25 protein-coding genes and 3 pseudogenes are annotated in these 23,220 nt (G+C 36.3%); 17 read left to right on the plus strand and 11 right to left on the minus strand.

Translation table 11 applies throughout. The features are described 5' to 3' along the window. Positions 1-76: 76 nt before the first annotated feature. Positions 77-637, minus strand: a pseudogene (locus A3835_09395) (hypothetical protein). A gap of 110 nt (positions 638-747) precedes the next feature. Here A3835_09395 and A3835_09400 point away from each other — a divergent pair. Beyond that, positions 748-1,497, plus strand: coding sequence for a hypothetical protein (locus A3835_09400; GenBank protein ORI09772.1), 750 nt, complete (start codon positions 748-750; stop codon positions 1,495-1,497). Beyond that, the gene (locus A3835_09405) at positions 1,494-2,375 is read left to right on the plus strand and encodes a hypothetical protein (GenBank protein ID ORI09773.1); all 882 of its coding nucleotides are present in this window, start codon (positions 1,494-1,496) and stop codon (positions 2,373-2,375) included. The genes A3835_09400 and A3835_09405 overlap by 4 nt, the downstream gene beginning before the upstream one ends. On the opposite strand, the pseudogene A3835_09410 reads toward A3835_09405, so the two are convergent. After that, positions 2,372-3,096: pseudogene (locus tag A3835_09410) on the minus strand (SAM-dependent methyltransferase). The gene A3835_09405 and the pseudogene A3835_09410 overlap by 4 nt on opposite strands. Positions 3,097-3,143: 47 nt before the next feature. Here A3835_09410 and A3835_09415 point away from each other — a divergent pair. Next, entirely contained in the window at positions 3,144-3,536 is a 393-nt protein-coding gene (locus tag A3835_09415) for a 4-hydroxybenzoyl-CoA thioesterase (protein ID ORI09774.1), read from the plus strand. Here the strand turns inward: A3835_09415 and A3835_09420 are convergent. Next, positions 3,527-3,886: a Fur family transcriptional regulator gene (locus A3835_09420; protein ORI09796.1), complete on the minus strand. Its 360-nt coding sequence runs from the start codon at positions 3,884-3,886 to the stop codon at positions 3,527-3,529. The genes A3835_09415 and A3835_09420 overlap by 10 nt on opposite strands. 147 nt (positions 3,887-4,033) lie before the next feature. Between A3835_09420 and A3835_09425 the strand changes: the two are divergent. The 4 genes and pseudogenes from A3835_09425 (at position 4,034) to A3835_09440 (ending at position 8,067) form a co-directional block, all read left to right on the plus strand. Continuing rightward, positions 4,034-4,968 (plus strand): annotated as a pseudogene (locus A3835_09425) (cation ABC transporter substrate-binding protein). 3 nt (positions 4,969-4,971) lie between these two features. After that, positions 4,972-6,477 (plus strand): cobalt transporter, encoded by a 1,506-nt coding sequence (locus A3835_09430; GenBank protein ORI09775.1) that lies wholly within the window; start codon positions 4,972-4,974, stop codon positions 6,475-6,477. Then, a complete protein-coding gene (locus A3835_09435) occupies positions 6,474-7,259 on the plus strand; it encodes an ABC transporter (protein ORI09776.1) in 786 nt (261 codons plus the stop codon). The genes A3835_09430 and A3835_09435 overlap by 4 nt, the downstream gene beginning before the upstream one ends. 1 nt (position 7,260) lies before the next feature. After that, entirely contained in the window at positions 7,261-8,067 is an 807-nt protein-coding gene (locus A3835_09440) for a hypothetical protein (GenBank protein ID ORI09777.1), read from the plus strand. Here A3835_09440 and A3835_09445 read toward each other — a convergent pair. After that, on the minus strand, positions 8,048-9,379 hold the full coding sequence (locus A3835_09445) for an MATE family efflux transporter (GenBank protein ORI09778.1): 1,332 nt from the start codon (positions 9,377-9,379) through the stop codon (positions 8,048-8,050). The genes A3835_09440 and A3835_09445 overlap by 20 nt on opposite strands. Positions 9,380-9,628: 249 nt before the next feature. Continuing rightward, the gene (locus tag A3835_09450) at positions 9,629-10,078 is read right to left on the minus strand and encodes a prepilin-type N-terminal cleavage/methylation domain-containing protein (protein ORI09779.1); all 450 of its coding nucleotides are present in this window, start codon (positions 10,076-10,078) and stop codon (positions 9,629-9,631) included. Between the two features lie 142 nt (positions 10,079-10,220). On the opposite strand from A3835_09450, the gene A3835_09455 reads away from it, so the two are divergent. Then, positions 10,221-11,093 carry a cytochrome-c peroxidase gene (locus A3835_09455; protein ORI09780.1) on the plus strand — a complete coding sequence of 291 codons (873 nt, stop codon included), beginning with the start codon at positions 10,221-10,223 and terminating at the stop codon, positions 11,091-11,093. Next, positions 11,083-13,503, plus strand: a complete 2,421-nt coding sequence (locus A3835_09460) for a diguanylate phosphodiesterase (GenBank protein ID ORI09781.1) — start codon at positions 11,083-11,085, stop codon at positions 13,501-13,503. Before A3835_09455 ends, A3835_09460 begins: the two co-directional genes overlap by 11 nt. A 3-nt stretch (positions 13,504-13,506) precedes the next feature. Here A3835_09460 and A3835_09465 read toward each other — a convergent pair whose 3' ends face one another. Further along, positions 13,507-14,265 carry an exodeoxyribonuclease III gene (locus tag A3835_09465; protein ID ORI09782.1) on the minus strand — a complete coding sequence of 253 codons (759 nt, stop codon included), beginning with the start codon at positions 14,263-14,265 and terminating at the stop codon, positions 13,507-13,509. 53 nt (positions 14,266-14,318) lie between these two features. On the opposite strand from A3835_09465, the gene A3835_09470 reads away from it, so the two are divergent. Both A3835_09470 and A3835_09475 read left to right on the plus strand, forming a co-directional pair. After that, a complete protein-coding gene (locus tag A3835_09470) occupies positions 14,319-14,681 on the plus strand; it encodes a diacylglycerol kinase (protein ORI09783.1) in 363 nt (120 codons plus the stop codon). Position 14,682: 1 nt separating this feature from the next. After that, complete coding sequence (locus A3835_09475; GenBank protein ORI09784.1) at positions 14,683-14,910, plus strand: ArsR family transcriptional regulator; 228 nt, start codon at positions 14,683-14,685, stop codon at positions 14,908-14,910. A gap of 438 nt (positions 14,911-15,348) precedes the next feature. Here the strand turns inward: A3835_09475 and A3835_09480 are convergent, their stop codons facing one another. The 3 genes from A3835_09480 to A3835_09490 all read right to left on the minus strand — a co-directional run bounded on the left by A3835_09480 (position 15,349) and on the right by A3835_09490 (position 17,465). After that, on the minus strand, positions 15,349-15,768 hold the full coding sequence (locus A3835_09480) for a ModE family transcriptional regulator (protein ID ORI09785.1): 420 nt from the start codon (positions 15,766-15,768) through the stop codon (positions 15,349-15,351). A gap of 346 nt (positions 15,769-16,114) precedes the next feature. Continuing rightward, entirely contained in the window at positions 16,115-17,182 is a 1,068-nt protein-coding gene (locus A3835_09485) for a peptide chain release factor 1 (GenBank protein ID ORI09786.1), read from the minus strand. A gap of 13 nt (positions 17,183-17,195) precedes the next feature. After that, on the minus strand, positions 17,196-17,465 hold the full coding sequence (locus tag A3835_09490) for a 30S ribosomal protein S20 (GenBank protein ORI09787.1): 270 nt from the start codon (positions 17,463-17,465) through the stop codon (positions 17,196-17,198). Positions 17,466-17,623: 158 nt separating this feature from the next. Between A3835_09490 and glmM the strand changes: the two genes are divergently transcribed. The 6 genes from glmM (at position 17,624) to A3835_09520 (ending at position 22,316) form a co-directional block, all read left to right on the plus strand. Further along, positions 17,624-18,964, plus strand: a complete 1,341-nt coding sequence (gene glmM / locus A3835_09495; protein ID ORI09788.1) for a phosphoglucosamine mutase — start codon at positions 17,624-17,626, stop codon at positions 18,962-18,964. Then, positions 18,957-19,409, plus strand: coding sequence for a signal peptidase II (locus tag A3835_09500; GenBank protein ID ORI09789.1), 453 nt, complete (start codon positions 18,957-18,959; stop codon positions 19,407-19,409). Before glmM ends, A3835_09500 begins: the two co-directional genes overlap by 8 nt. Further along, positions 19,399-19,761, plus strand: a complete 363-nt coding sequence (locus tag A3835_09505; protein ORI09790.1) for a hypothetical protein — start codon at positions 19,399-19,401, stop codon at positions 19,759-19,761. The genes A3835_09500 and A3835_09505 overlap by 11 nt, the downstream gene beginning before the upstream one ends. A 9-nt stretch (positions 19,762-19,770) precedes the next feature. Beyond that, complete coding sequence (locus A3835_09510; protein ID ORI09791.1) at positions 19,771-20,205, plus strand: hypothetical protein; 435 nt, start codon at positions 19,771-19,773, stop codon at positions 20,203-20,205. 9 nt (positions 20,206-20,214) lie between these two features. After that, positions 20,215-20,760 (plus strand): hypothetical protein, encoded by a 546-nt coding sequence (locus A3835_09515; GenBank protein ID ORI09792.1) that lies wholly within the window; start codon positions 20,215-20,217, stop codon positions 20,758-20,760. A gap of 116 nt (positions 20,761-20,876) precedes the next feature. Then, entirely contained in the window at positions 20,877-22,316 is a 1,440-nt protein-coding gene (locus A3835_09520) for a pyruvate carboxylase subunit A (GenBank protein ID ORI09793.1), read from the plus strand. Positions 22,317-22,356: 40 nt separating this feature from the next. Here the strand turns inward: A3835_09520 and A3835_09525 are convergent, their stop codons facing one another. Together A3835_09525 and A3835_09530 are read right to left on the minus strand one after the other, a co-directional pair. Further along, the gene (locus tag A3835_09525; protein ORI09794.1) at positions 22,357-22,539 is read right to left on the minus strand and encodes a hypothetical protein; all 183 of its coding nucleotides are present in this window, start codon (positions 22,537-22,539) and stop codon (positions 22,357-22,359) included. Between the two features lie 71 nt (positions 22,540-22,610). Then, entirely contained in the window at positions 22,611-22,814 is a 204-nt protein-coding gene (locus tag A3835_09530; protein ID ORI09795.1) for a hypothetical protein, read from the minus strand. Positions 22,815-23,220: the final 406 nt, after the last annotated feature.

Below are 23,220 nucleotides of genomic sequence, written 5' to 3' on the forward strand. Positions count from 1 at the left end.
AAACCAAAATCTTATCCATATAAGCTTTAAAATATAGTTAATCTTAAATATTATTTTTAATTGTTATTTTAAATTTTTATTGAACTGCGCCGCTTTCAATTAAATGTGTTATTAAAATTTTAAAACCTAGAAAAATTAATATCGCTCCTCCCAAAAAGAGCGCCTTTTTCTCTAAAATTTCACCCATAAATTTACCTATATAAAAAGCAATCAAACTTAATGCAAAGCAGACTACACCGATGATGAGCGAGCTTTGAAAGATATTTATCTATTCAAAGCTAAGTGTGACGCCAACGGCAAGAGCATCCACACTAGTAGCAAATGCCCCATACAAAATGGTCTTAAATCCTATCTTAAGATACTCACACTCCTCTTTGCTACAGGCCTCTTTAAACATTCTAAAACCAAGAAAGCAAAGTATAAAAAATGCAATAAAATGATCAACCGAGCTTATAAATTTTGCAAAACTAACACCTAAAAGATAACCAAGAAGCGGCATAAGAAACTGAAAAAAACCAAGTATAAAAGCAATAAATAAAATTTTATTAAGAGCTAAATTTTTATATCTTGCACCATTTGCCATGTTTAGTGCCGCACTATCCATACTAAGAGCGAAGCTAAGAAGTAAAAGTTGCATAATCTTCCTTTAGAAAAAAGGGTGAATTCTAGTGCAAAAAGATTAAATTTATTTTAAGTGTTTAGATATTTTTTGTATGATTTTGCTCTAAATTTTAAAAAGGAGAGAAGATGAAAAGATCTCTTGTTATTCTTTGTAGCGCGCTTGCTTTAAATTTACAAGCCACAAATATGGATGATATGATAAATAAAGGTGTGAAAATCGCCACTCACGCATCAAGCGGCGACTACAAAAGCTTAGTTAGCGAGGCGCTAAATGCCGCTGTTAGCGAGCTTTCAAAAGATGGCTTTATAAACAATGCCACAGCTAAAATTCCACTTCCAAAAAGCCTTGAAATGGCTTCAAATTTAGCCAAAAAAGTAGGCGGCGAGAAGTGGGCGCAGGATCTTAGCAAGTCGATAAACAACGCCGCGACCACAGCCGTACCAAAGGCCGCTGAAATTTTTAGCGAGAGTATAAAAAATATGAGCGAAGCAGATGTCAAAAAGCTCTTTAACGGCGGCAGTGACAGCGTTACGAAGTATTTGCAGCAAAGCTCCAGCCAAAAGCTAAAGGTAGCTTTTACGCCGATAATTGAGAAAATGATGAGTGATAATAGCTTTGCGACCGCATATAATGGGCTAAATTCTTTCATAGGCGGCTCAGCAAAAAACAACGAAACGATAAAATCAGTAAAGAGCCTAGCTAAAAATTTAGGCGCAAGCGAATATGTACCAGATGATGGTGAGGATCTAAACGCATATATCACAAGAAAGACGTTAGATGGGTTATTTAACGTAATGAGCGAGAAAGAAAAGGGGTTAAGAAGCGGCTTTAGTCTAGATAGTGGTAAAAAGGTACTTGACTCGATCTTTAAATGAAAAATTTAAGCCCACAAAACAGAGCCGACATCGCACTCATCGTAGTTGCTATCGTTTGGGGAGCTACGTTTTTACCTATGGCAAACGCACTAAAAACAAATAGTGTCTTTGTCATGCTCCTTTGTAGATTTTTTATTTCCGCTATCTTTATGGGACTTATAGCATTTAAATTTTCTAAAATTTTTGATAAAAAAAGTGTGGTTTATGGCACTATTCTTGGCGTAGTTCTCTTTAGCTCATTTGTTGCTCAAACTTACGCCCTAAAGCTTACTTTTAGCTCAAGTGTTGCCTTTATTACAGGGCTTGAGTGTGTGATTGTGCCTTTTATGACAGCACTCATTTTTAAAAATAAAATAACCATTTTTGCTATTTTTGGTGCGCTTGTTGCCATTTTTGGACTATGGCTTTTAAGTGGAGCCACTCTTGCCTTAGGAGCTGGCGAGGCACTTGCCCTACTTTGTGCCATATTTTATGCACTTTACACAAGCTTAAATGGCCACTTTGTAAGAAAGTGCGAGCTTTATTTGCTTGTATTTGTGGTATTTCTCACCGTCTCTTTACTCTCATTTGTCTTTGCATTTATTGAAGGTAGTGTGGTGCCAAATTACGATAGGGAATTTTTTATAGCAATTTTTATAACTACATTTATTGGTACCATTTTTTGCTACTTTGTACAAACCATCGCTCAAAGATATACAACGGCTAGCAAAGCAGCTTTATTTTTCTGTCTTGAGCCAGTTTCTGCTGGCTTTATCGGCTATTTTTTCGCTGGTGAAAAGCTAACACTCATACAAATTTTTGGCGCAATCTTAATAATCTTTGGAGTTATCTTTAGCGAATTTGGTAAAAATTTTTTCTCTAGATCAAAACTAGTTTAAAAGACAAAAAGCTTCATTTGAGAGTCAATTTTCTCGTCTATAAATTCGCCGTCAAATCTCTCTTTTAACATCGCTAAAACCACCTTTTCATCGTAGCTTTTAGCTCCGTTTATCTCAAGGTGCCAGCAGATATTCTCAGCAGCTTCTTGCACACTTCGTCTTGCGATCCTTGTTTCGTTTAAAATTTCACTCTTATAAGCTATACTTTGCTTATTTAGCCACGCTTCAAGCCTATTTACAACATTTTTTTGAGAGAGAGTGCGTCCAAATTTTTTAAAAATGGCTCAATCAAATCAGAGCTTCTAGGATTATCCCAGCCAAGATAGAGTCTTTGCTTTGCGATGCTATGAAATTTAGCGAAATCTTCATCGCTAGCAATCGCTGGACTCATCGTACAAATAGCGATATCAAAGTGCTTTGTAGGCTTAAATTCTCTCCAAGAGCAAACCTCGCTGGTTAAATTTGTCACGCCAAATCTTTTGGCATCTTCATTTAAAATTTCTATCATATTTTTTGAGCTATCAATGCCAGTTATATCTTTTGCAGTTTTTGACAAAAATATCGTCCAAACACCGGTACCACAGCCTATATCAAGAATTTCTTTACCGCTAAAATCAACTCCCCAAGCCAAGGCTTTACTATAAATTTGCTGCTGGATAGCGCTGATCTTGCCGTCAAATCTTTGGTAGTTTGACGCCTTTTTATCCCATAAATTTTGCATTTTAGCTCCTTATTTTTTGGTTATAATTCTAGCAAAAAAGGCCAGAAATGAAAGATTTTATCTACAAAGTAATAATCCCGCCACAAGCCATTGATATGCACGGACACATGAATAATGTCTATTATTTCACTCTTATGCAAGAGGCTGCATTTGCACATTCTGCCGCGGTTGGAGACACGGTCGAGGCGCAGTATAAAAGAGGCGAGATCTGGCTCATTAGAAAAAATGAAGCCAAATATATAAAAAGCGTAAAATTGATGGATGAGATAGAAATTTACACTTACACACAAGCTGAAGGCAAGGCGACTTCGTGTAGATATTTTGAGCTTAAAAAAGATGGTGAACTAATAGCAACCGGCAAGACCGAGTTTGTTTATGTTGATCTAAAAACGAATCGTCCAAAAGCCATTCCAGCTGAGATCATTGCTCTTTACTCGTGATCACACTCATCACAAACGCCTTTTATCACGGCGCTTTTTATATTTTTAGCGATGTTTAGATGAGGCATATCGATGTTTGTGACTTTATGACAGACATCGCAGATAAAGTACGCTTTTGCCTCATTTGCTAGTTCGTAGTAGCTTTTATGATTATTTTCAGTTTTTATGACAAGGCCCTTTTTTTCAAAAATTTCTATGCTTCTATAAAAAGTAGTTTTATTTGCATTAAGGCTTTCTAAAATTTCATCATAACTTAATGGAGTTTTGGTATTTTGCAAAATTTCAACGAGCTTTATGCGAAAAGTAGTTGCCTTGATACTATGCTCTTCTAAGAAATTTCTTGCATTCATCCTTGCCCTTTTTATTTTTTGTATATTAACGCTAAAAGTTTTAAATTTCATTTAAAAAGCACTATATTTAGGCTTTCGTTCTTTAAGTTGCAACCAAGTTGCAATTTGCTAAACTTCCGCAATATTTTTTCAAATAAAGGAGAGATGGTGAGAAAGATTTTTGTTTTTTTAGCAGTTTGCGCTTTGTCGCTTTTTGCAAAGCCAGTTGTTACGACTAGTATATTGCCTACAAAATTTTTTGTTGAGCAAATCGCTGGTGATACACTAAGTGTAAATACAATGGTTGGCAAAGGTGCTGATCCGCACACTTATGAGCCAAAGCCAAAACAGATGAAGGAGCTTGAAAAGAGTGAGCTTTACTTTGCTATTGGCATTGAGTTTGAAGATACTTGGCTAGAGCGTTTTTCAAAATCTTTTAAAAATTTACACATTGTAAAAACACAAGAAGGTATCGAAAAGATCGCTATGAGCGATGAACATGAGCATCATGAACATCACGAGCATCACGAGCACAAGCATGAGGGTGAGCATAAACATGAGCATCACGAGCATCATAGCCATGACCACGAAGCTGGCGAACATCATCACCATCATCATGATGGCCTTGATCCGCACATTTGGCTTGATCCAGTTTTAGTAAAAACTCAAGCTGATAATATTGCTAAGGCATTAATAGAGAAATTCCCGCAAAATGCAAAGCTCTATGAGGAAAATTTAGCTAAATTTAAAGCTAGTCTTGACGAGCTTGATAGCTTTATCAAAAATACTCTAAAAGATGTTAAAACTCGCGAATTTATCGTATATCACCCATCTTGGGGATATTTTGCAAAACGCTATAACTTAGAGCAAATCGCTATCGAGATAGAGGCAAAGAGCCAAAACCAGCTGAGCTAAAAGAGCTCATAGAAGAAGCTAAAGAGCACAGTGTAAAGGTCATTTTCGTGGCTCCACAGTTTCCAACAAAGGCTGCAAATTTAGTAGCAAAAGAGACTAGCTCAAAGGTCATAAGCATTGATCAGCTCCCAGAAAATTGGTTAGATGAGATGAAAAAAACAGCAGAAATTTTTGCTAAGAGTCTATAAAAGATGTTAGCACGCCTGATTGTCATTTGCTTATTTGCTATAAATGCCTTCGGGTGTGCTCTTTGCTCGCTTTATAGCCCAACCGCTCACGTGAGCGTGAAATTTGATTCAAATGAAAACAATATCTCTACAATTGCTTTTTCTTGGACATTTTCGCAAAATTTCTCAGAGCTTATGAGGCAAAATTTTGACCTAAATCAGGATGAAAAGATAGATGAAAGCGAGATCAAAAAGATCCGCTTAAATTTACTTGATTATCTTGTGCCAAGGCATTATTTAACGAATATTGAGTACTTTTACAAAGATGAAAATGCTACAAAACTTGAGTTAAATTTAAAAAAGTATAAACTCTATTTTGATGAGGGTAGATTAAAATTTGACGTTAGTTTTAAGACAAATTTGCTTATCAAAGATGGCTTTGTGGTGTCTGTCGAAATGGACGATAAAGAGGGATATTTTAATTTTAAATTTACACAAAACAACGCATTTTTGGTATCAGATCAGTTTTGGACGATACCAAATCCAAACGCAAATTTAATATTTTTTACATTTTCAAGTAAAGCTGCAGCCAAAGCTCATAACGAAAAACCTGCATTAAAAGAGCTTCTAAAAGAGCCAAACTCGGTAAATTTTGAAGATGAAAATTTAAGCCAGATCGATAAGATCGATGAGGCCAAGTTTGATCTTGTTTCAAAAACAAGTCTAAGCATGCTTGATAGATTAAAGCAAATTCTAAGAAATTTTGATCAAAAAAGTCCGCTCACTCTGCTATTTTTAGCGCTCATATCATTTGGTTATGGCTTTTTACACGCTGCATCTGCGGGGCATGGCAAGGTGCTTACAAGCTCTTATTTTGCCGCAACTGGTGGAAGCTACGCCAAAGCCTTTTTCTTCTCTTTAAAGATCGGATTTTTACATGTTGTGGGTGCTTTTATCTTTGTGCTTGCTAGTTTTATGATGTTGCGTGAGATCAGTAGCGATCTGACAAAAGATACAGCAAGCGTTACGACAGCATTTTCTGGCGTTATTATCTTTTTTGTAGCGATTTTTATGCTTTATAAAAAGGTCAAAATTTATTTTTCAAGCAAAAAAGAGTTAAATAAATTTTATATTTTTAGTTCAAGCTTAAGTCAAAATTTGAGTAAAAATACAAAATTTACTAGCGACTGTGGCTGTAATATCTGTACTACAAAAAAACCAAAAAGCAAAGAAGAATGGCTAGTTGCAGCTGCTGCGGCACTTATTCCTTGTCCTGGCACGATACTTGTCTTTGTGCTAGCAAATGAGCTAGGTAGCTACTTTGCAGGCATTATAAGCGGCCTATTTATGGCGCTTGGCATGAGCGCAGTGATATTTTTAGCGGCTGTTTTTGGAGCCAAGATAAATGAGAGCACAAACATTAAGTTAAAAAAGTTTAAAATCTATGCCGAATTTATGGCTCTTAGCGTTATGCTTTGGCTTGGACTTTTTATTTTTACTACGACATTTACGCAAAAGAGTCTGTTTTGAAAGAAATTATAAAAATTAGAAATTTAAACTTTAGCTACGATAAGCAAGTGGTTTTAGAAGGTATCAATTTAGATTATAGTAGCGATGAATTTTTAGCTATCATCGGTCCAAATGGTGGCGGTAAAAGTACGCTTTTAAAGCTTATTTTAGGGCTACTTAAGCCTCAAAGTGGCGAGGTAAAGCTCTTTGGAAAAGAGCCAAGCGAAGTCAGTAAATTTATAGGTTATGTGCCTCAAAATTTTCTCTCAAATCAAAGCTTTCCGATGATGGTTTTAGAAGTAGTTTTAATGGGGCTAATCAATAAAAAAATTTTTGGTTTTTACTCGCGAGCTGAGAAACAAATGGCTCTTGCAGCCCTTGAGAAAGTTGGCATGAAAGAATTTGCAAGCGCTAGAATTGGCGAGCTAAGCGGTGGCCAAAGACAGCGTGTATATATCGCAAGAGCACTTTGTGCAAATGCGAAGGTTCTCGTTTTAGACGAGCCAACAGCTAGTATCGACACAAAGGGCCAGGCTGAAATTTATGAAATTTTAAAAAATATAAATGCAAGCGGTGTTGGCGTAGTCTTGGTAAGTCACGATCTAAATATCGTGCTAAATTATGCTACAAAAATCGCCTATGTGAGTAAAAATTTACATATCCATAAAACTCATGAAGATACTGCAAAAAGAGAATTTATAGAGCATTTAGCAAAATCTCATAGCCATTTTTGCGATGTCGAGATCGCACTTGGCGAATGTGAGTGCAAAATCAAAAGTAATGTTTTTAAGATAAAGAGATAAAATGAGTGAAATTTTAGAGTTAAATTTTATGCAAAATGCCTTTATTGCTGGCATCTTAGTTAGTATCATTTGTGGGCTCATAGGCTCGCTCGTTGTTATAAATAAAATGACTTTTATCGCTGGCGGCATCGCGCACGGAGCGTATGGCGGCATCGGACTTGCCTTTTTCTTCTCGCTTGAACCACTTCTTGGCGCTAGTATATTTTCACTCTTTTTAGCCCTTATAATCGCCACTATCACGTTAAAAGATAAAACCAACATCGACTCAGTTATCGGTGCTATTTGGGCATTTGGCATGGCTATTGGCATCATTTTTATCGATTTAACTCCGGGATACAATGCCGATCTTATGAGTTATCTTTTTGGCTCTATCTTAGCAGTAAGCGGGCAAGATATAACATTTATGAGTATTTTAGATATCTTATTTTTAGCACTCATTGCCCTTTTTTACCGTCAATTTGTAGCTATTAGCTTTGATGCAGAGTTTGCAAAGTTGCGCGGTGTAAATACAACATTTTTTCACTATTTATTAGTGTGCATGATGGCACTTTGCGTGGTGGCTACGATTCGTGTTGTTGGGCTTATTTTAGTCATCGCTCTTCTTACTATACCGCCATATTTAGCACAAATTTTTGCCAAAAGACTGGGGCTGATGATGCTAATCTCTACTGTCTTTTCAGTCGTTTTTTGCTTTAGCGGTCTATTTATTAGCTTTTATTTTAACCTAACAGGCGGAGCTAGCATAATCTTAGTTGCTTCACTTTGCTTTTTTGCTTTTTGTTTTAAATTTAAAAGCTTACGTCAGTAGCCATTCTTAACTGATAAAGCGTCCAAAAGACAAAACAAATGGCTGTGAGATAAACACTAAAAAATAGGGCCAACCATATAAATTTTATCTCAAGACCAAAATAAAAAACTACCGCGTAAAAAAGTGATCCTTGAAGCACAAATTGCCTAAATCCATTTAGCAAAAAGATGGCCACTGGGCGTTTTATAGCCTGAAGAGTGCTGCCTGAGACATTTATCGTACCATAAGCTACGTAAGCAAGAGAATTTATACCAAGATAAAGCCCTGCTATCTCCAAAACTGCCGGCGTATCATCAAAAATTCTTATCATATCTTCACCAAAAAATCTAATAAAAACACAAGCAAATACACAATAAATAAGCAAAAAAAGAAGCGAAATTTTATAGCATTGCTTAGCTCTTTTAAAATTTTTAGCACCATAGTTTCTTGAAACGATACTTAAAACTGCTGCGGCCATACCAATGGTAGGCAATACCAAAATTTGCTCTATCCTTAAAGCTATACCATATCCTGCTACGGCATTTACACCATAGTAGCTTATAAATTTTAAAAGTACAAGTGAGCCAAGCGACATCGATAGATAGTTTAAGCAAGCTGGTAGAGCTTGCTTTGTAATCTTTGCCCAAATGCTAAAATTTGGCACAAAATAGCTTAAATTTCTTGGCTCGATCATCTTAGCTTTTTTAACTTTTACAAAAAGGTAGATCATGCCCAAAAGCTGAACACTAGCTGTTGCTAGAGCAAGTCCTTTTACGCCAAGATCCAAAATGAATGCAAAAAAATAGCAAAAAGATGCGTTGATAAAAAGGCCATAAAATAGCCAATTGCGGTAACTTTTTGTATCTCCAAGTGCTACAAGCACTCCGTTTAGAGATTTGATAATCAAGAAAAATGGTGCAGCAAGAAAGATAACACCTGCGTAATCAAGTGCCTCTTTTAAATAGTGATGATCAGCCCCTAAAAAAGTGAGTAAATTTGGTGCTAAAAAATAGCCACAAAACCCCATAAAAATAGCAAATACCAGCACAAAGATAATTCCATTTGCTGCATAAAATTTAGCCATTTTTATCTTTCCTGCTCCAAGACTATTGCCTATTAGCGCAGTTAGTGCTGAGCCAAAACCAAGCCCAATGCCTACAATACTTAGATAAAGCAAAAAGCTCATAGCCATACCAGCTACGGCAAGGGTAGAAATTCTTGCTGCAAAAAATGTGCCCGCGACGTTATAAAGAGTATTAAACATCATTGCGGTGCCAGCTGGAAGCGAAAGCGAAATGATGAGCTTATTTAACGGGTCTTTTAGTAAATCCATGGCTTGATTTTACGTTTTTTATCTTTAAAATTTGTAAAGGATAAAATCAACTAAATTTAATAAAAAGCCATTACCTATTAGTATAAGTTAGGATTGATACCTTTTGGCAACGCATTAAATCTTAGAAAGCTTATTTTTATGTATATAAATTATTTGTGTAAAAATTTGTATTTCTATTAGTCTTTGTTATATTAAAAATTTAGTAGGACAAAAATCATAAAAAGCAAGGAAAATACCTTGCTAAAAATTTTATTTATATTTTATGCCCATGCCACCGAATTTAAGTGTATTAGCTGTCTTGTTGTCGGTAGTACTTTCGATTAAGGCTTTAACATCCACTAAGCCTGGCAAGCCCCAAACTTGTTTACAAAGACCGCCTGTTTTTATAGTTATTCCTATCTCACCAGTAGTATTATTTCCAGGACGTACTTCTAAACACTCATCATCTTTTGCTTTTACTGGTGTTTTTACATTTGACATTTTTTTGACAGCTTTGTTAATATCCGAATCAGTAGCAAATTCACCTTGCGAAGTATAGTAAGAACCCAAGTCCGAAATAAGTGTTTGTATATTTGAAGCAGTTTTTGATATCTCTGCATCATCCCTTGTTGCAGCTAATTTCGGTATAGCAACCGCAGCTAATATGCCCAATATAACGATCACGAAGATCAACTCAATCATCGTAAAGCCTTTTTTCATGACTTCTCCTCCCTGAAATATAAATATTTTCTAAATCGAGCGAATTGTATCATAAATTTCAAAAAAACAATAAAATAATGTACTATATAAAAAATCAAAAATTTGCCGATATAAAAAAGAAAATTAAAAATTTAGGGGCGTTATGAAGGGCGTTATACTTTGTCTATTTATCATCACGATTTCATTTTGCAAATATGAATCCTACAAACCTCTCACGGTAGTAAAATATAATGAAGAAAAGGCCCTGCTTGGTAAAAAACTCTTTTTTGACAAAAGACTAAGCCCGAATGAAAACTACTCTTGCCAAACTTGTCACAACCTGTATTGGAATTTAAGTGGAAGCAACCAAGATAGCATGGAAAAAGGCACTTTAAATCCTCCAACCATATTAAATGCTGCAGCGAATTATCTGTTTTATAGCGATGCAAAGATTAGCAATTTAAAAGATCAAGTAAAAGAGTCCATAACTTCTAGAATAGAACTAAACTCAGATAACGACAAGATAGTGGATTCTGTAAATAACATCTCTGAGTACAAAATTTTATTTAAAAAAATTTATAATGACGGCATTAATTTTGATAATATTGCAGATGCAATAGCTGAGTTTGAAAAGGCTGTCTTAAGTATTGATTCGCCATTTGATCGTTTTATATCAGGTGATAACAATGCCATAGATGATAGCGCAAAGAAAGGATTTGAGATATTTAATAATATAGGCTGTGCCGCTTGTCACAATGGTAGAAATTTAGGAGGAAATTTGACACAAGATATTGGCCGAGAAAGAATTTCTGCCCTAGATGCAAACAAAAGATTAAGAAGAGTGCCATCACTAAGAAATGTTACAAAAACTGCCCCATATTTATCCCATGGAGAGATAAATGATCTAAAAGAGGCTATAAGCTTTATTGGTAACTACCAGCTAGGATATGAGTTTAGCAAAGATGAAATTGATGCTTTATACTCATTTTTTCTGACATTAAATGGTAAAAAGCCTAGGATACTAAATGAGTACTAAACGAACAAGAACCGTACTTAGCTTCTTAGTAGCTATATTTTTCATTAGTGCATTTTTTATATATAAAGCAAATATAGCCATTGATACGGCTCATAAATTTGATGACGGGATTTTAAATCTAAAATTTATAGACAATGAGATAACTTTTTCTTTGAATAATATTTATGATGTCTCAAACTACGACAAACTCAATGCTGACATAAATTCTTTTGATACAAATTTGAGCAACCTTTCAATGCTTAGTGATGAGATGATGTTGTTTCATCAAAATAAAATAACAAAAGACCTACAAAACATAAGAGATGTATTTATTAAAAAAGCATTTTTTACACAAAGATCAGCTTATGTAAACTCATCTATAGATTCTTATATCCAAATAAGTCAATATGAGATACAAAATCTCGCACTTTCAAATAAGCTTGAGCCTATATTTTATGCGATAAAAGGTGCTTTGATGCTTAGTCCTGAAGCAATAGATGATATTTCAAAGCAAATAAAAATATATAAAAACGAGTATAAAGATAACCAAAAAGCTCAAAATGTATTAGACAAGATGCTTTATGCGACTCAAGCTACAAAAACTTTACATACAATCTCAAATAGTGCAAAAGAGCTACATCTTGATAATATGCTAGAAAATTTTAGAGATAAAATCCTAGAATTTCACTCTGACGCAGTGGATAACACAAAAATAGCTCAGACAATCTGCTTACTTACATTTATAATATTTTGTGCATTTGGCCTCTTTCAAATTAAAATGGCCTCAGAGCGTTTAAGACAGATAAAACTCCTAAGAACGACAGTCGAAAACGATCATAGCTCTGTTATCTATTGCGATAAATACAATAGAATTTCATACGTAAATAAAACCTTTGAAGAAAAAACTGGCTACAAACTAAAGGATGTAATCGGTAAAAATCCTAGAATACTAAAATCATATATGCATCCACAAAGCTTTTATGAGTCCATAAAAGAGGCTGTGCAAAAATCTCTACCTTGGGAGAGCGATGAGCTTATAAGCAGAACAAAAAGCGGTGATTTTTTATATGAAAAGGTAAAATTTTCACCATTTTTCTTTAAAAATAAATTTGAGGGCTATATAGCGGTAAAACTTGATAGGACTAAAGAGACGCTAATACTAAACGAGCTAACTCAAAAAAATGAACAAATAAAAATACAATCTTCAATCGATAAGCTAACAGGCTTTGGTAACTACTTTGCTTTAACTGAAATTTTAGACGCACAAAAAGATGGATTGCTAATTTGCTTAAGCATTAAGAATTTTAAAATTTTAAGATTCTTTTATCAAACTAAGATTATCGATGCAATGCTAAAAGCAGTAGCTGATACACTAAAGCTTTGCATAGATACTTCTGAGATAAAAGCAAAGCTATTTAGATTTCAAGATGACGCATTTTATATATGGTATGAAGGCGATAATATCGTAAGAGATATTGAATATATTAGAGAATATTTTGGTTCAAATAGAACAAATGTCACTATTGATGAAAAATTTGAAAATTTACCAGGCATAAAGATGGTATTTGGTGTTTCATTGCCAAACGACACCCCACAAACCAACCGCCTAATGCAATCAGTCCTTGCAAATCAGCTCGCAATAGAAAATGGTAGCAATATTTACTACTATCTAGAAAATGACGCTATCGAGATGAAATATCACAAAAACCAGCTGGCAGTTCAGCTAATCGAAGATGCGTTAGAAAACGATAGAGTCATAGTGGAAGCACAAGGCATCTTTAACTTAGAAGAAAATGAGACCGAAGCAAAGTATTATGAAGTTTTGGTTCGTATAATCGATCAAAATGGAAAGATACACTATCCGGGCGAATTTTTAGATATTGCCATGAAAACGCAACTATATCCGCAAATAACCAAAAAGGTGATAAGTCTTGCGTTTGATCTAGCCAAAAGATATCCAGATTATATGTTCTCAATAAATTTATCAATTACCGATATTGCTGATGCTAGTATGAGAGAGCTTATAGAGAGCAAGCTAAATGAGTGCAAAGATCCTAATAAAATTTGCTTTGAAATGCTAGAGAGTGAAGAGCTTAGCGACTATGTTGTGGTAAATTCTTTTATAAAACGCGTCAAAGGCTATGGATGTAAAATTTCGATTGATGACTTTGGCTCAGGATACTCAAACTATTACCGAATTTTGGAGCTTGATATAGACACCATAAAAATAGACGGCTCGATAATCAAAAAGCTTCCATTTGATGAAAATGCTAGAGTTCTAGTAGAAACCATCGTAAGCTTTGCAAAAAAGCAAGGCTACAAAATAGTAGCCGAGTTTGCAAGCTCAGAAGAAATTTTAAATCAAATCAAAAATTTTGGAATACCTTACGCACAAGGTTTCTTACTAGGCAAGCCCCGCAGAATGGAATAGTGGCTAAATTTCTATATCTATCCCAACTGGGCAGTGATCGCTGCCTGTGACCTCTGGCAAGATAAATGCGTCTTTTAGCCTATCTTTTAATCCTTGTGAAATAAAGAAATAATCAATTCTCCAGCCGACATTTTTAGCCCTTGCATTAAAGCGGTAGCTCCACCACGAGTAAGCGTCCGCTACGTCGCCATTTATAGCTCTAAAAGTATCTATAAAGCCACTTTTTAGCACCTCGTCGATCCACGCTCGCTCAATAGGCAAAAAGCCAGAAGTTTTGGCATTTGCCTTTGGATTTTTAAGGTCAATCTCGCGGTGAGCGGTATTTACATCACCGCAAAATATCACCTCTTTGCCGTTTTTTACAAGCTCTTTGCAGTAAGCTAGAAATTTCTCGTAAAAGTCCATTTTATAGGCTAGTCGCTCGTCATCCTTTTGGCCGTTTGGAAAATAGATATTAAAAAGCACGATATCATTAAATCTATGCTCCAAAACACGCCCTTCCGTATCGTCGAAAAAAGCTGCCTTTTGTGTAGAAATGTCAAAATTTGCTAGGCTCATCACACCAGAGTATCCAGCTCTCTCGCCTGAGTTTACACTTATATCTTTAAAGCCAAGATTATAAATTTCCTTTGGCACGTCATTTTCTTTGACTTTAATCTCTTGAAGTGCCAGGAAATCAGGACTTATCTCATCAAGCCAACCAAAGCCATCTTTTGTTACAAGTGCTCTAAGGCCATTTACATTCCAGCTAATAAGTTTCAAATTTCATCCTTTTTTTAATTATAATTATGCCAAAAATCGCAAAAAGGAAAATTATGAGGAACCAGCCAGAGTATAAATTTTTAAAAAATTTTGGCTACGCAAGAGAGGGTTTGGCTGAAATTTTTAAAAATGAAAAGAGCTTTCGTATAGAAATTTGCATATTTTTATTAGCAGCACTATCGCTATTTTTTTGGAATTTTGACCTTGTTTTTAATCTATTTTTGATTTTTAGCATGGCATTTGTGCTAGTTTGCGAGTGCCTAAACTCAGGCCTAGAGCGAGTAACTGATCTTGCAAGCCCAGACTATCACGCCCTAGCAAAGGCGGCAAAAGATGCAGGAAGTGCGGCTGTGATGATCGCAAATTTCTTATGTGGCGCGCTTTGGTGCGTGGCAATAGGATATAAATGGATCTAGCATGAATGAAGAAATTTACAAGGCAATAATTGGTGAGAAAAAGGTAGAAATTATAAATTTGCTAGTTAAAAGCTGTGATGAAAATGGCTTTATTGTAGTAAAAATTTCAGAAATTTGTGAAAAGCTAGACGTGAGCAAACCAACCGTGATAAATACCTTTAAGCTACTTGAAGAGAAGAAAATTTTCGAGCGAGTGAAAAATGGAGTTTATAGATTTAAAAATTTATAGTGGCGAGCAAACGCCTGCCACATCTTTTTAACTGATACTCTCAGTAGTGATCATGCTAAATGTCAAGCGGTCAGTTATCACGACTGGGCCTAGACGAATAGCTCATGAACGCCACCTACATTCTCGCCAGATGCATATAAATTTGGTATAGACATAGCTGTTTGAGAGCTTATGACATAGACTTTTGTATTGATACTTAGACCACCTATTGTGTGGTGAACTTTTGGCATGCTACACTCTGCATAAAATGATGGATAGGCTACAAAAGTAAAAAGTAATATAAATTTTAGCTATAAAATTTTTAAGTAAATAGCTTTAAAAATATTTACTACAACTTCTTTAAATTTATAACTTGGCTGATAATTTTTAGAGTATTTTAGATTTTAGTTTAAGAATAAAATTTAATTTAGAAGGAACGGAGCAAAACTGCTCCATAAATTATTTAACACCGACTATAATTTGAGTTGCTTTAATGATTGCAGTTACATCATCGCCTACTTTTAAAGCCAGGTTACCAACAGACTCTTTTGTGATGATAGCTGAAATTTTGCTACTATTTGCATCGATAATCACCTCTGCATTTACAGCTCCATCTTTTATCTCGCTTACAGTGCCTTTTATTTGGTTTGTGGCACTTAGTTTGATGCTATCGTCTTTTGAAACGATAACGCTTGAAGCTTTGAATAAAAATATAGCTTTTTTACCAACTTTTAGATCAAGAGCTTTCTCGCTATCAACTGTAATAGTTGCTTTTAGCACCTCACCACCTGCGAGTTTACCAGCGATCAGCGAATTTACCGCACCTGTTCTTACTTCAGAAATTTCAACATTTAATTGATTTCTTGCGCTTATTGACATTTTATCTCCTTGTTTTGAATTAAATTATGGTGAAATTGTAAGGTAGAATTATTAAGCAAAACTTAAAAGCTATTTATACAAAATTATAATATCAAAAATAAAAATTTTATACTTTTAAATACCCTAGGAATCGCTATTTGAGAAATAAAATCTAAAAATTTAATTTATATTATTTTGAAAAAAATAAGAAAAAATATTACTAATTACCACTTCTAAATATCTATTTTTTGTAAAATCCTTGTAAATTTGGCTTTAAAGCTGGATAAATTTAAAGATATTTTTAAGTTAAAGTAATGTTTTTAGGTAAAGAAATAAATTATAAAATTTGAAGTAAAAATTTGAAAGTTTAAATGCCAGCTTCTAGCATAGCTTCTGCTTGATAATGCGTAATAAGTGGCTCTATGATCTCATCAAATAATCCCGCAGCCATAATCGCATCAAGGCGGTAAAGTGTTAAATTTATACGGTGATCACTTATACGGTTTTGCGGATAGTTGTATGTCCTTATCCTGCCAGAACGATCTCCGGTGCCAACTTGGCTCTTTCGCTCAATAGTCTCTTTTGCAAGTCTCTCTTGCTCTTGAAGCTCATAAAGTCTAGCCTTTAGCACCTTCATCGCGGCTTCTTTGTTTTTGTGTTGGCTTTTGCCATCTTGGTTTGTTACAACAAGTCCAGTTGGTATATGCGTGATCCTAACAGCACTATCAGTTGTATTTACTGACTGACCGCCATGGCCCGAGCTTCTCATCACATCAACTCTTATATCATTTGGATTGATCTCGATCTCGCTATCCTCGACCTCTGGCATAATAGCTACAGTCACAGCCGAAGTGTGCACCCTGCCCTGACTCTCAGTCTCTGGCACACGCTGAACTCTATGTGTACCACCTTCAAATTTTAGCCTTGAGTAAGCACCTTTGCCTTTTATAAGCACGATGATCTCTTTAAAGCCGCCAGTATTGCCTTCGCTTTGGCTAACGATCTCAAATTTATATCCTCGAAGCTCCGCATATCTAATGTAAGCATTAAAAAGATCTCCAACAAATAGCGCAGCCTCATCACCACCAGTACCTGCACGAATTTCTAAAAATATATTTTTATCATCGTTTGGATCTTTTGGAAGAAGTAAAATTTTTATCTCTTCTTCAAGCTTTTCTCTTGAAATCTCTAAATTTTTAAGCTCGTCTTTTGCAAGCTCACCAAGCTCAGAGTCCTCAAGCAGGGCTTTATTTTCGTCAATGTCTTTTAAAATTTCTAGATATTTTGTTGCAGCAGTTGTGACTGGCTCGATAGATGATTGCTCTTTTGAGAGCTTTGTCATCTTTTCGATATCGTTTGCTATATTTGGATCACTAAGAAGCATAGAAATTTCATTATAGCGATCCAAAAATGGATGAAGTTTATCAGCAAACATTAAATTTTATAGATTAAGCAACTTTTAGAGTATTTACTAATTGTGCAAGGCGACTAACACGGCGAGCAGCAGTTTGTTTCTTCAAAAAGCCCCTACTTACGAAGCTGTGGATACTTTTATTAGCAACTTTTAAAGCTTCATTTGCAGCATTTAGATCTTTAGCTTCTACAGCTACACGCACTGCTTTTGTGATATTTTTAAGTCTTGTGCGGTAAAATCTATTTCTTTCTGTTCTTTTTATAGTTTGTCTAGCTCTTTTTTCAGCAGATTTATGGTTTGCCATAATATACCTTTTTGAATAATTTTAGTCGGTGATTATATTAAAGATATAATAAATTTAACCTTAATTTAAGTCATCCTTAATGAAAGTAAAATTTTAAGATTTTAAATTAGGTAATTTCTGATAGAATAGCACAATTTTATAATAAAAAGGATAAATTTATGAAACTATTTGGAACAGATGGTGTTCGTGGCAAGGCAGGCGAAAAGCTCTCAGCTCAAACATCTATGCGTCTTGCAATGGCAGCTGGAATTTATTTCAGAAAGACCTCAGCGACAAATGTGATTTTGGTTGGAAAAGATACTAGAAAAAGCGGCTATATGATAGAAACAGCCATCGTTGCAGGACTAACCGCAGTTGGCTACAACGTCCTTCAAATAGGCCCTATGCCAACACCTGCGATCGCATTTTTAACAGAAAATATGCGCTGTGACGCTGGCATCATGATAAGCGCCTCACACAACCCATACTACGACAACGGCATCAAATTTTTTGATAGCTTTGGCAACAAGCTTGATGAGACAATAGAGGCTGAGATAGAAAAAATCTTCTACGACGATGAGCTCATCGCAAACGCCCAAAAGACGATGACAGAGATCGGTGCAAACAAGAGGATCGACGATGTTATTGGCAGATATATCGTGCAGATAAAAAATTCATTCCCAAAAGAGTTAAATTTAAAAAATTTACGAGTAGTTTTAGACGTAGCAAATGGCGCTGCTTACAAGGTCGCACCAACTGTATTTAGCGAGCTTGGAGCCGATGTCATCGTCATAAACGACGAACCAAATGGTAGCAATATCAACCAAAACTGTGGCGCACTTCATCCAGAGGACCTAGCAAGCGAGGTAAAAAGGCTTCGTGCCGACATCGGCTTTGCATTTGACGGCGATGCTGATAGGCTTGTAGTAGTTGACGAAAACGGCGAAGTTGTGCATGGCGATGCGATACTTGGCTCACTAGCTGCATTTTTAAACGAGCAAAAGGCGCTAAAAGGTGGAGCTGTCGTAGCTACGGTAATGAGTAACGCCGCACTTGATGACTATCTAAAAGCTCGCAAGATCAAGCTGCTTCGCTCAAATGTAGGCGATAAATATGTGCTTGAAATGATGAAAGAAAATGGTATAAATTTTGGCGGTGAGCAAAGCGGTCACGTGATATTTAACGACTATGCCAAAACTGGCGACGGCCTTGTTACCTCAATGCAAGTTGTTGCGATGATGCTTAAAAAAGGCAAAAAAGCTAGTGAAATTTTTGGCGAGCTAAAGCCGTATCCACAAATTTTGCTAAATTTAAAGATCACAGAGAAAAAGCCGCTTGATAAGATAGAGGGGCTAAAAGAGCTTGAGGCTAGCCTTGCAAAAGAAGGCATAAGATCGCTCTTTAGATACTCTGGTACTGAAAATTTGATCAGACTTTTGCTTGAGGGTAAAAATCAAACTTTAGTTGAAAAACGCATGGATGAAGTTGAGAAATTTTTCATAAAAGCCTTAAATGCGTAAAAACTTAGTCAAATTTTTCATCGCGTTTTTCGTCATTTTTATCGTTGATCAAGCGATAAAAATGATATTTATAGATGGCTTTTCGTGGGACGGAGAGTTTTTTTCGCTAGTTCTTACATATAATAAGGGCGTTGCATTTTCGATGTTAGCCTTTTTAGATGAGTGGCTGAAATTTATCCAGATCGCCCTCATTTTAGGCGTTTTTGTCTATCTAGTTGTTGAGAAAAAACTGCTTTGCTCGCATGCCATTTGGCTTGGAGCTTTGCTAGGAGCTGGCAGCTCAAATATCACAGATAGATTTATCCATGGCGGCGTCGTGGATTACGTCTTTTGGCACAAGTGGTTTAACTTTGCGGTCTTTAACTTCGCTGACGCGATGATCGATCTTTGCGTCGTGATGATACTTTGGCAAAGTTTTAGAAAAAGGAGAGAGAGTGGGAAATAATATCTACGTCGCATACGCGCTTTGGCTATTTACTGGCTGGCTTGGAGCGCATAGAATTTACCTTGGTAAATTTATCACTGGCTTTTTGATGATGGGACTATTTTTTATCGGTTACTCTTTACAAATCATCCTCGTTGGTTATTTATTCTTAGCTATTTGGGGCATTTGGTGGATCATCGATGCATTTTTGGTTGGTGCTTATGTCGAGAAAAATTTACAAAAAGTCGAGCTAAAAGAGAGACTAAAACTAAAAGATAAAGAAGAGGACTTAAAAAGGCTTTATGAGCTTTTTGAGAGTGGTGCGATCAGCAAGGCTGAATTTGAAGCTAGAAAAGAGATACTTTTTAGATAAGGAGACGTTATGGCAGAATATTATCTTTACTTAAAATACCTCCACTATTTGTTTTTCATCTCGTGGATGGCAGTGCTGTTTTATCAGCCAAGGCTCTACGTTTATCACGTAGAAAACATGGACAAGCCAGACTTTGTAAAAGTGGTCGAAGTGATGGAGTATAAGATGTATCACTACATCGGTTGGGTCGCGCTCATTGGCTCATTTTTCACTGGCATTTTGATACTTATTGCAATGCCTGATCTTATAAAAACTGGTCACATCCATGTCAAAATTTTAGTTGTCATCTTAATGGCTATCTATCACCTAGACCTTGGACGCTATATGAAGCAGCTCAAAGAGAAACGCTGTAACAAAAGCGGCATCTTCTTTAGAGCCTACAATGAAGTGCCAACTATCGCGATGCTTATCATTATCTGGGTCATGATAGTAAATCCATTTTAAGGGAATTTGATGAAGAAATTTTTAGCATTTATCGCTTTACCAGCACTCTTACTTGCAGCGACTCAGTACTTTGAGCCGGTGCAGATAAAATTTGACAACAGACTCTACTCATTGGCATATTCAGCCAAGCCTGTGCCAAATTTATTCACACAGGAGTACTTGCTCCCTGGCGAGAAGCTAGAGAGTTTTAGCTATATGCTCTCACTAAATACGCTTAAATTTGACGCTACGCCAGAGCAAGCAGTCGAGCAAAAGATAAATGATTTAAAAGAGCTAAAGGCAAAAGGGCTAAAAGTGGCTTATAAAAAGGGCTCGCTGGCAAATGAAATTTATCTTGATATCACGATATTTTCAAACCTAAATGGCGTACCAACAGCTGAGCACTCGATATATCGCTACACCAAACAAGGTGGAAATTTAGTCCTTTTTACCATCCAAAGGCGTGCTTATAAAAAAGAGGGCATTCAAAGATTTGCTACAAATTTCACGATCGAGTCGCAAGATTTTAGCAAAAAAGCCCTAGCCACACCTTTTCCACAAATCATCAATAGATAGAAAAATTTGAGTGTAAATTTAACCTTTGCACTCAAATTTTAAAACTAGACTTAATAAATTTATCTAAAAATAAAACGAATAGTTATATGATAAGCAAAACTCAAAAAGGATAGCCTATGATACATAAAATTCTTATCGCAAATCGTGGTGAGATCGCAGTTAGGATAGTCAGAGCTTGTAGGGATTTACACATCCAAAGCGTAGGAATTTACACAGCACCAGACAGCGAGTGCTTGCATGTAAGGATCGCTGATGAGGCCTATCAAGTGGGTGAAGATCCGATCAAAGGCTATCTTGACGCCAAAGCTATCGTAAAGCTTGCTAAAGAGTGCGGGGCTGACGCGATACACCCAGGATACGGCTTTTTAAGCGAAAACTACGAATTTGCAAAGGCGGTCGAGGACGCTGGGCTTATCTTTATCGGTCCAAAGGCTGAAGTGATCAGAAAAATGGGTGATAAAAATATCGCAAGATACCTAATGAAGAGAAACGGCATACCAATCGTTCCAGGCACAGAAAAGCTAAATGACGAGAGCATGGATGCCATAAAAGAGCACGCTAGACGCATAGGCTATCCAGTCATTTTAAAAGCAAGCGGAGGAGGAGGAGGCCGTGGTATCAGAGAAGTTTGGCAAGAAGAAGATATGCAAGATGCCTTTGAGTCGTGCACCAGAGAAGCAAAGGCATACTTTAACAATGATGAAGTTTTCATGGAAAAGTTAGTCGTTAACCCTAGACACATAGAGTTTCAAATTTTAGGCGACAATTATGGCAACATAATCCATCTTTGCGAGCGTGACTGCTCTATCCAAAGGCGCCACCAAAAGATCATCGAGATCGCACCTTGCCCATCTATCAGCGAAAATTTAAGAAAGATAATGGGCGTAACCGCGGTGGCCGCTGCAAAGGCTGTGGGCTACTCAAACGTAGGAACGATCGAGTTTTTGCTAGATGACTACAACAACTTTTACTTCATGGAGATGAACACCCGTATCCAGGTGGAGCACGGCATCACTGAAGAGATCACTGGCCACGACTTAGTCGTTAGGCAAATAAGGATCGCAGCGGGTGAAATTTTAGAGATAGAGCAAAGCGATATCAAACCACGTGGCTACGCCATAGAAGCTAGAATCACAGCTGAGAATGTCTGGGAAAATTTCATCCCAGCACCTGGCACGATAGAGGGTTACTACCCTGCTCTTGGCCCATCAGTAAGGGTCGATAGCCACGTCTACAAGGACTACACTATACCACCTTTTTACGACTCACTCATCGCAAAACTAATAGTAAAAGCAACCGACTATGATCTCGCTGTAAATAAGCTCGAAAGAGCACTTGAAGAATTTACCATCGAAGGCGTGAGAACGATCATCCCATTTTTGCTAACGATCAGCAAAAGCAAGGAATTTAGACGTGGGTTTTTTGACACTAGCTACGTCGAGAAAAATTTAAAAACTATCCTTGAAAACACCTATGACGATATGAATAAAGAGCCAAACGACGACCTAGAAGAGGTCATCGTAGAAGCGATAAAAAGGTATAAAAAGAAGAGATAAATTTATCTCATTATGGCTTTGGCGATAAATTTCGCCAAGGCTAAATTTCCGCGCAAACTGCGTACGTCTTAGCTTTATAATTTGCCATAGCGTAGAGCTTGCCACCGCTTACTAGTATGATCTGATCTGTGCTAAGTCTAAATTTCTCAAACTCTATCTTTTTTAGTAGCAAGCCATTTTTAGCGCTTATCAAAACTGGCTTATTTTTGTGATTTGCGAGCAAAATTTGACCATTAGTCCAGGCAAAGTACTATGTGCCGCTGGTTTTAAATTTAAATATCACTTCACCATTTTTTACCTCAACAGCGTATAGTTCTCCACTCTTGTCAGCGGTGCCAAAGTAAAGCACTCCCTCACATAGAAAACTAGCGTGTAGAGATATGCGCCAAGCTTTAGCCGCCAGATGGTTTTGCCTGTTCTTGCTCCCTGCTCTTTAGGCGGCACACCCTCATTTAATTTTTTATCTTTTGCTCCACTTTTGAATGCTGCGCCGCCCAAAATTTCTTTACACTCCACTATAAGTGCGAGCTCATTCGTACGCAAAAGCCCTCAAGTTCGTATGTTTTAGCGTCATCATAAATCTCTTTTATGGGCTACGAGGCTTTACCAAGCCAATTTACCTCATCATTAACCCTTTGTAACATCTCACATTTGGCAGTTGCTAGTTTTCTTAGTTATCTCTATCAGCTTCTTAAGATTTTAAGATAGAAGTCAAGAGATTTTTAACAATTTCTTTCAAAGTGCGGAACGTCAATAAAGTTTTTAAAATTACCGCCCCAACGATTAAGAGTATTCAAGCTCTCCCAATAATTGCCAATATCTTGTAATTCTGGTTTTGATTGTAACCAAACATTATTCTTAAATATATGTAGATCTATTGCACATCTTTTTAAATGATTTGAAT

This window comes from Campylobacter concisus (assembly GCA_002092835.1).
GTDB classification, from domain to species: domain Bacteria; phylum Campylobacterota; class Campylobacteria; order Campylobacterales; family Campylobacteraceae; genus Campylobacter_A; species Campylobacter_A concisus_K.

Bases quoted from the DNA above. Each gene is read 5' to 3' on its own strand.
- A3835_09460 (ORI09781.1), top strand. From the start codon at position 11,083: ATGAGTACTAAACGAACAAGAACCGTACTTAGCTTCTTAGTAGCTATA.
- A3835_09420 (ORI09796.1), bottom strand. From the start codon at position 3,886: ATGAATGCAAGAAATTTCTTAGAAGAGCATAGTATCAAGGCAACTACT.
- A3835_09450 (ORI09779.1), bottom strand. From the start codon at position 10,078: ATGAAAAAAGGCTTTACGATGATTGAGTTGATCTTCGTGATCGTTATA.
- A3835_09440 (ORI09777.1), top strand. From the start codon at position 7,261: ATGAGTGAAATTTTAGAGTTAAATTTTATGCAAAATGCCTTTATTGCT.
- A3835_09500 (ORI09789.1), top strand. From the start codon at position 18,957: ATGCGTAAAAACTTAGTCAAATTTTTCATCGCGTTTTTCGTCATTTTT.
- A3835_09455 (ORI09780.1), top strand. From the start codon at position 10,221: ATGAAGGGCGTTATACTTTGTCTATTTATCATCACGATTTCATTTTGC.
- A3835_09430 (ORI09775.1), top strand. From the start codon at position 4,972: ATGTTAGCACGCCTGATTGTCATTTGCTTATTTGCTATAAATGCCTTC.
- A3835_09490 (ORI09787.1), bottom strand. From the start codon at position 17,465: ATGGCAAACCATAAATCTGCTGAAAAAAGAGCTAGACAAACTATAAAA.
- A3835_09485 (ORI09786.1), bottom strand. From the start codon at position 17,182: ATGTTTGCTGATAAACTTCATCCATTTTTGGATCGCTATAATGAAATT.
- glmM (ORI09788.1), top strand. From the start codon at position 17,624: ATGAAACTATTTGGAACAGATGGTGTTCGTGGCAAGGCAGGCGAAAAG.
- A3835_09445 (ORI09778.1), bottom strand. From the start codon at position 9,379: ATGGATTTACTAAAAGACCCGTTAAATAAGCTCATCATTTCGCTTTCG.
- A3835_09415 (ORI09774.1), top strand. From the start codon at position 3,144: ATGAAAGATTTTATCTACAAAGTAATAATCCCGCCACAAGCCATTGAT.
- A3835_09515 (ORI09792.1), top strand. From the start codon at position 20,215: ATGAAGAAATTTTTAGCATTTATCGCTTTACCAGCACTCTTACTTGCA.
- A3835_09520 (ORI09793.1), top strand. From the start codon at position 20,877: ATGATACATAAAATTCTTATCGCAAATCGTGGTGAGATCGCAGTTAGG.
- A3835_09470 (ORI09783.1), top strand. From the start codon at position 14,319: ATGAGGAACCAGCCAGAGTATAAATTTTTAAAAAATTTTGGCTACGCA.
- A3835_09475 (ORI09784.1), top strand. From the start codon at position 14,683: ATGAATGAAGAAATTTACAAGGCAATAATTGGTGAGAAAAAGGTAGAA.
- A3835_09510 (ORI09791.1), top strand. From the start codon at position 19,771: ATGGCAGAATATTATCTTTACTTAAAATACCTCCACTATTTGTTTTTC.
- A3835_09405 (ORI09773.1), top strand. From the start codon at position 1,494: ATGAAAAATTTAAGCCCACAAAACAGAGCCGACATCGCACTCATCGTA.
- A3835_09480 (ORI09785.1), bottom strand. From the start codon at position 15,768: ATGTCAATAAGCGCAAGAAATCAATTAAATGTTGAAATTTCTGAAGTA.
- A3835_09400 (ORI09772.1), top strand. From the start codon at position 748: ATGAAAAGATCTCTTGTTATTCTTTGTAGCGCGCTTGCTTTAAATTTA.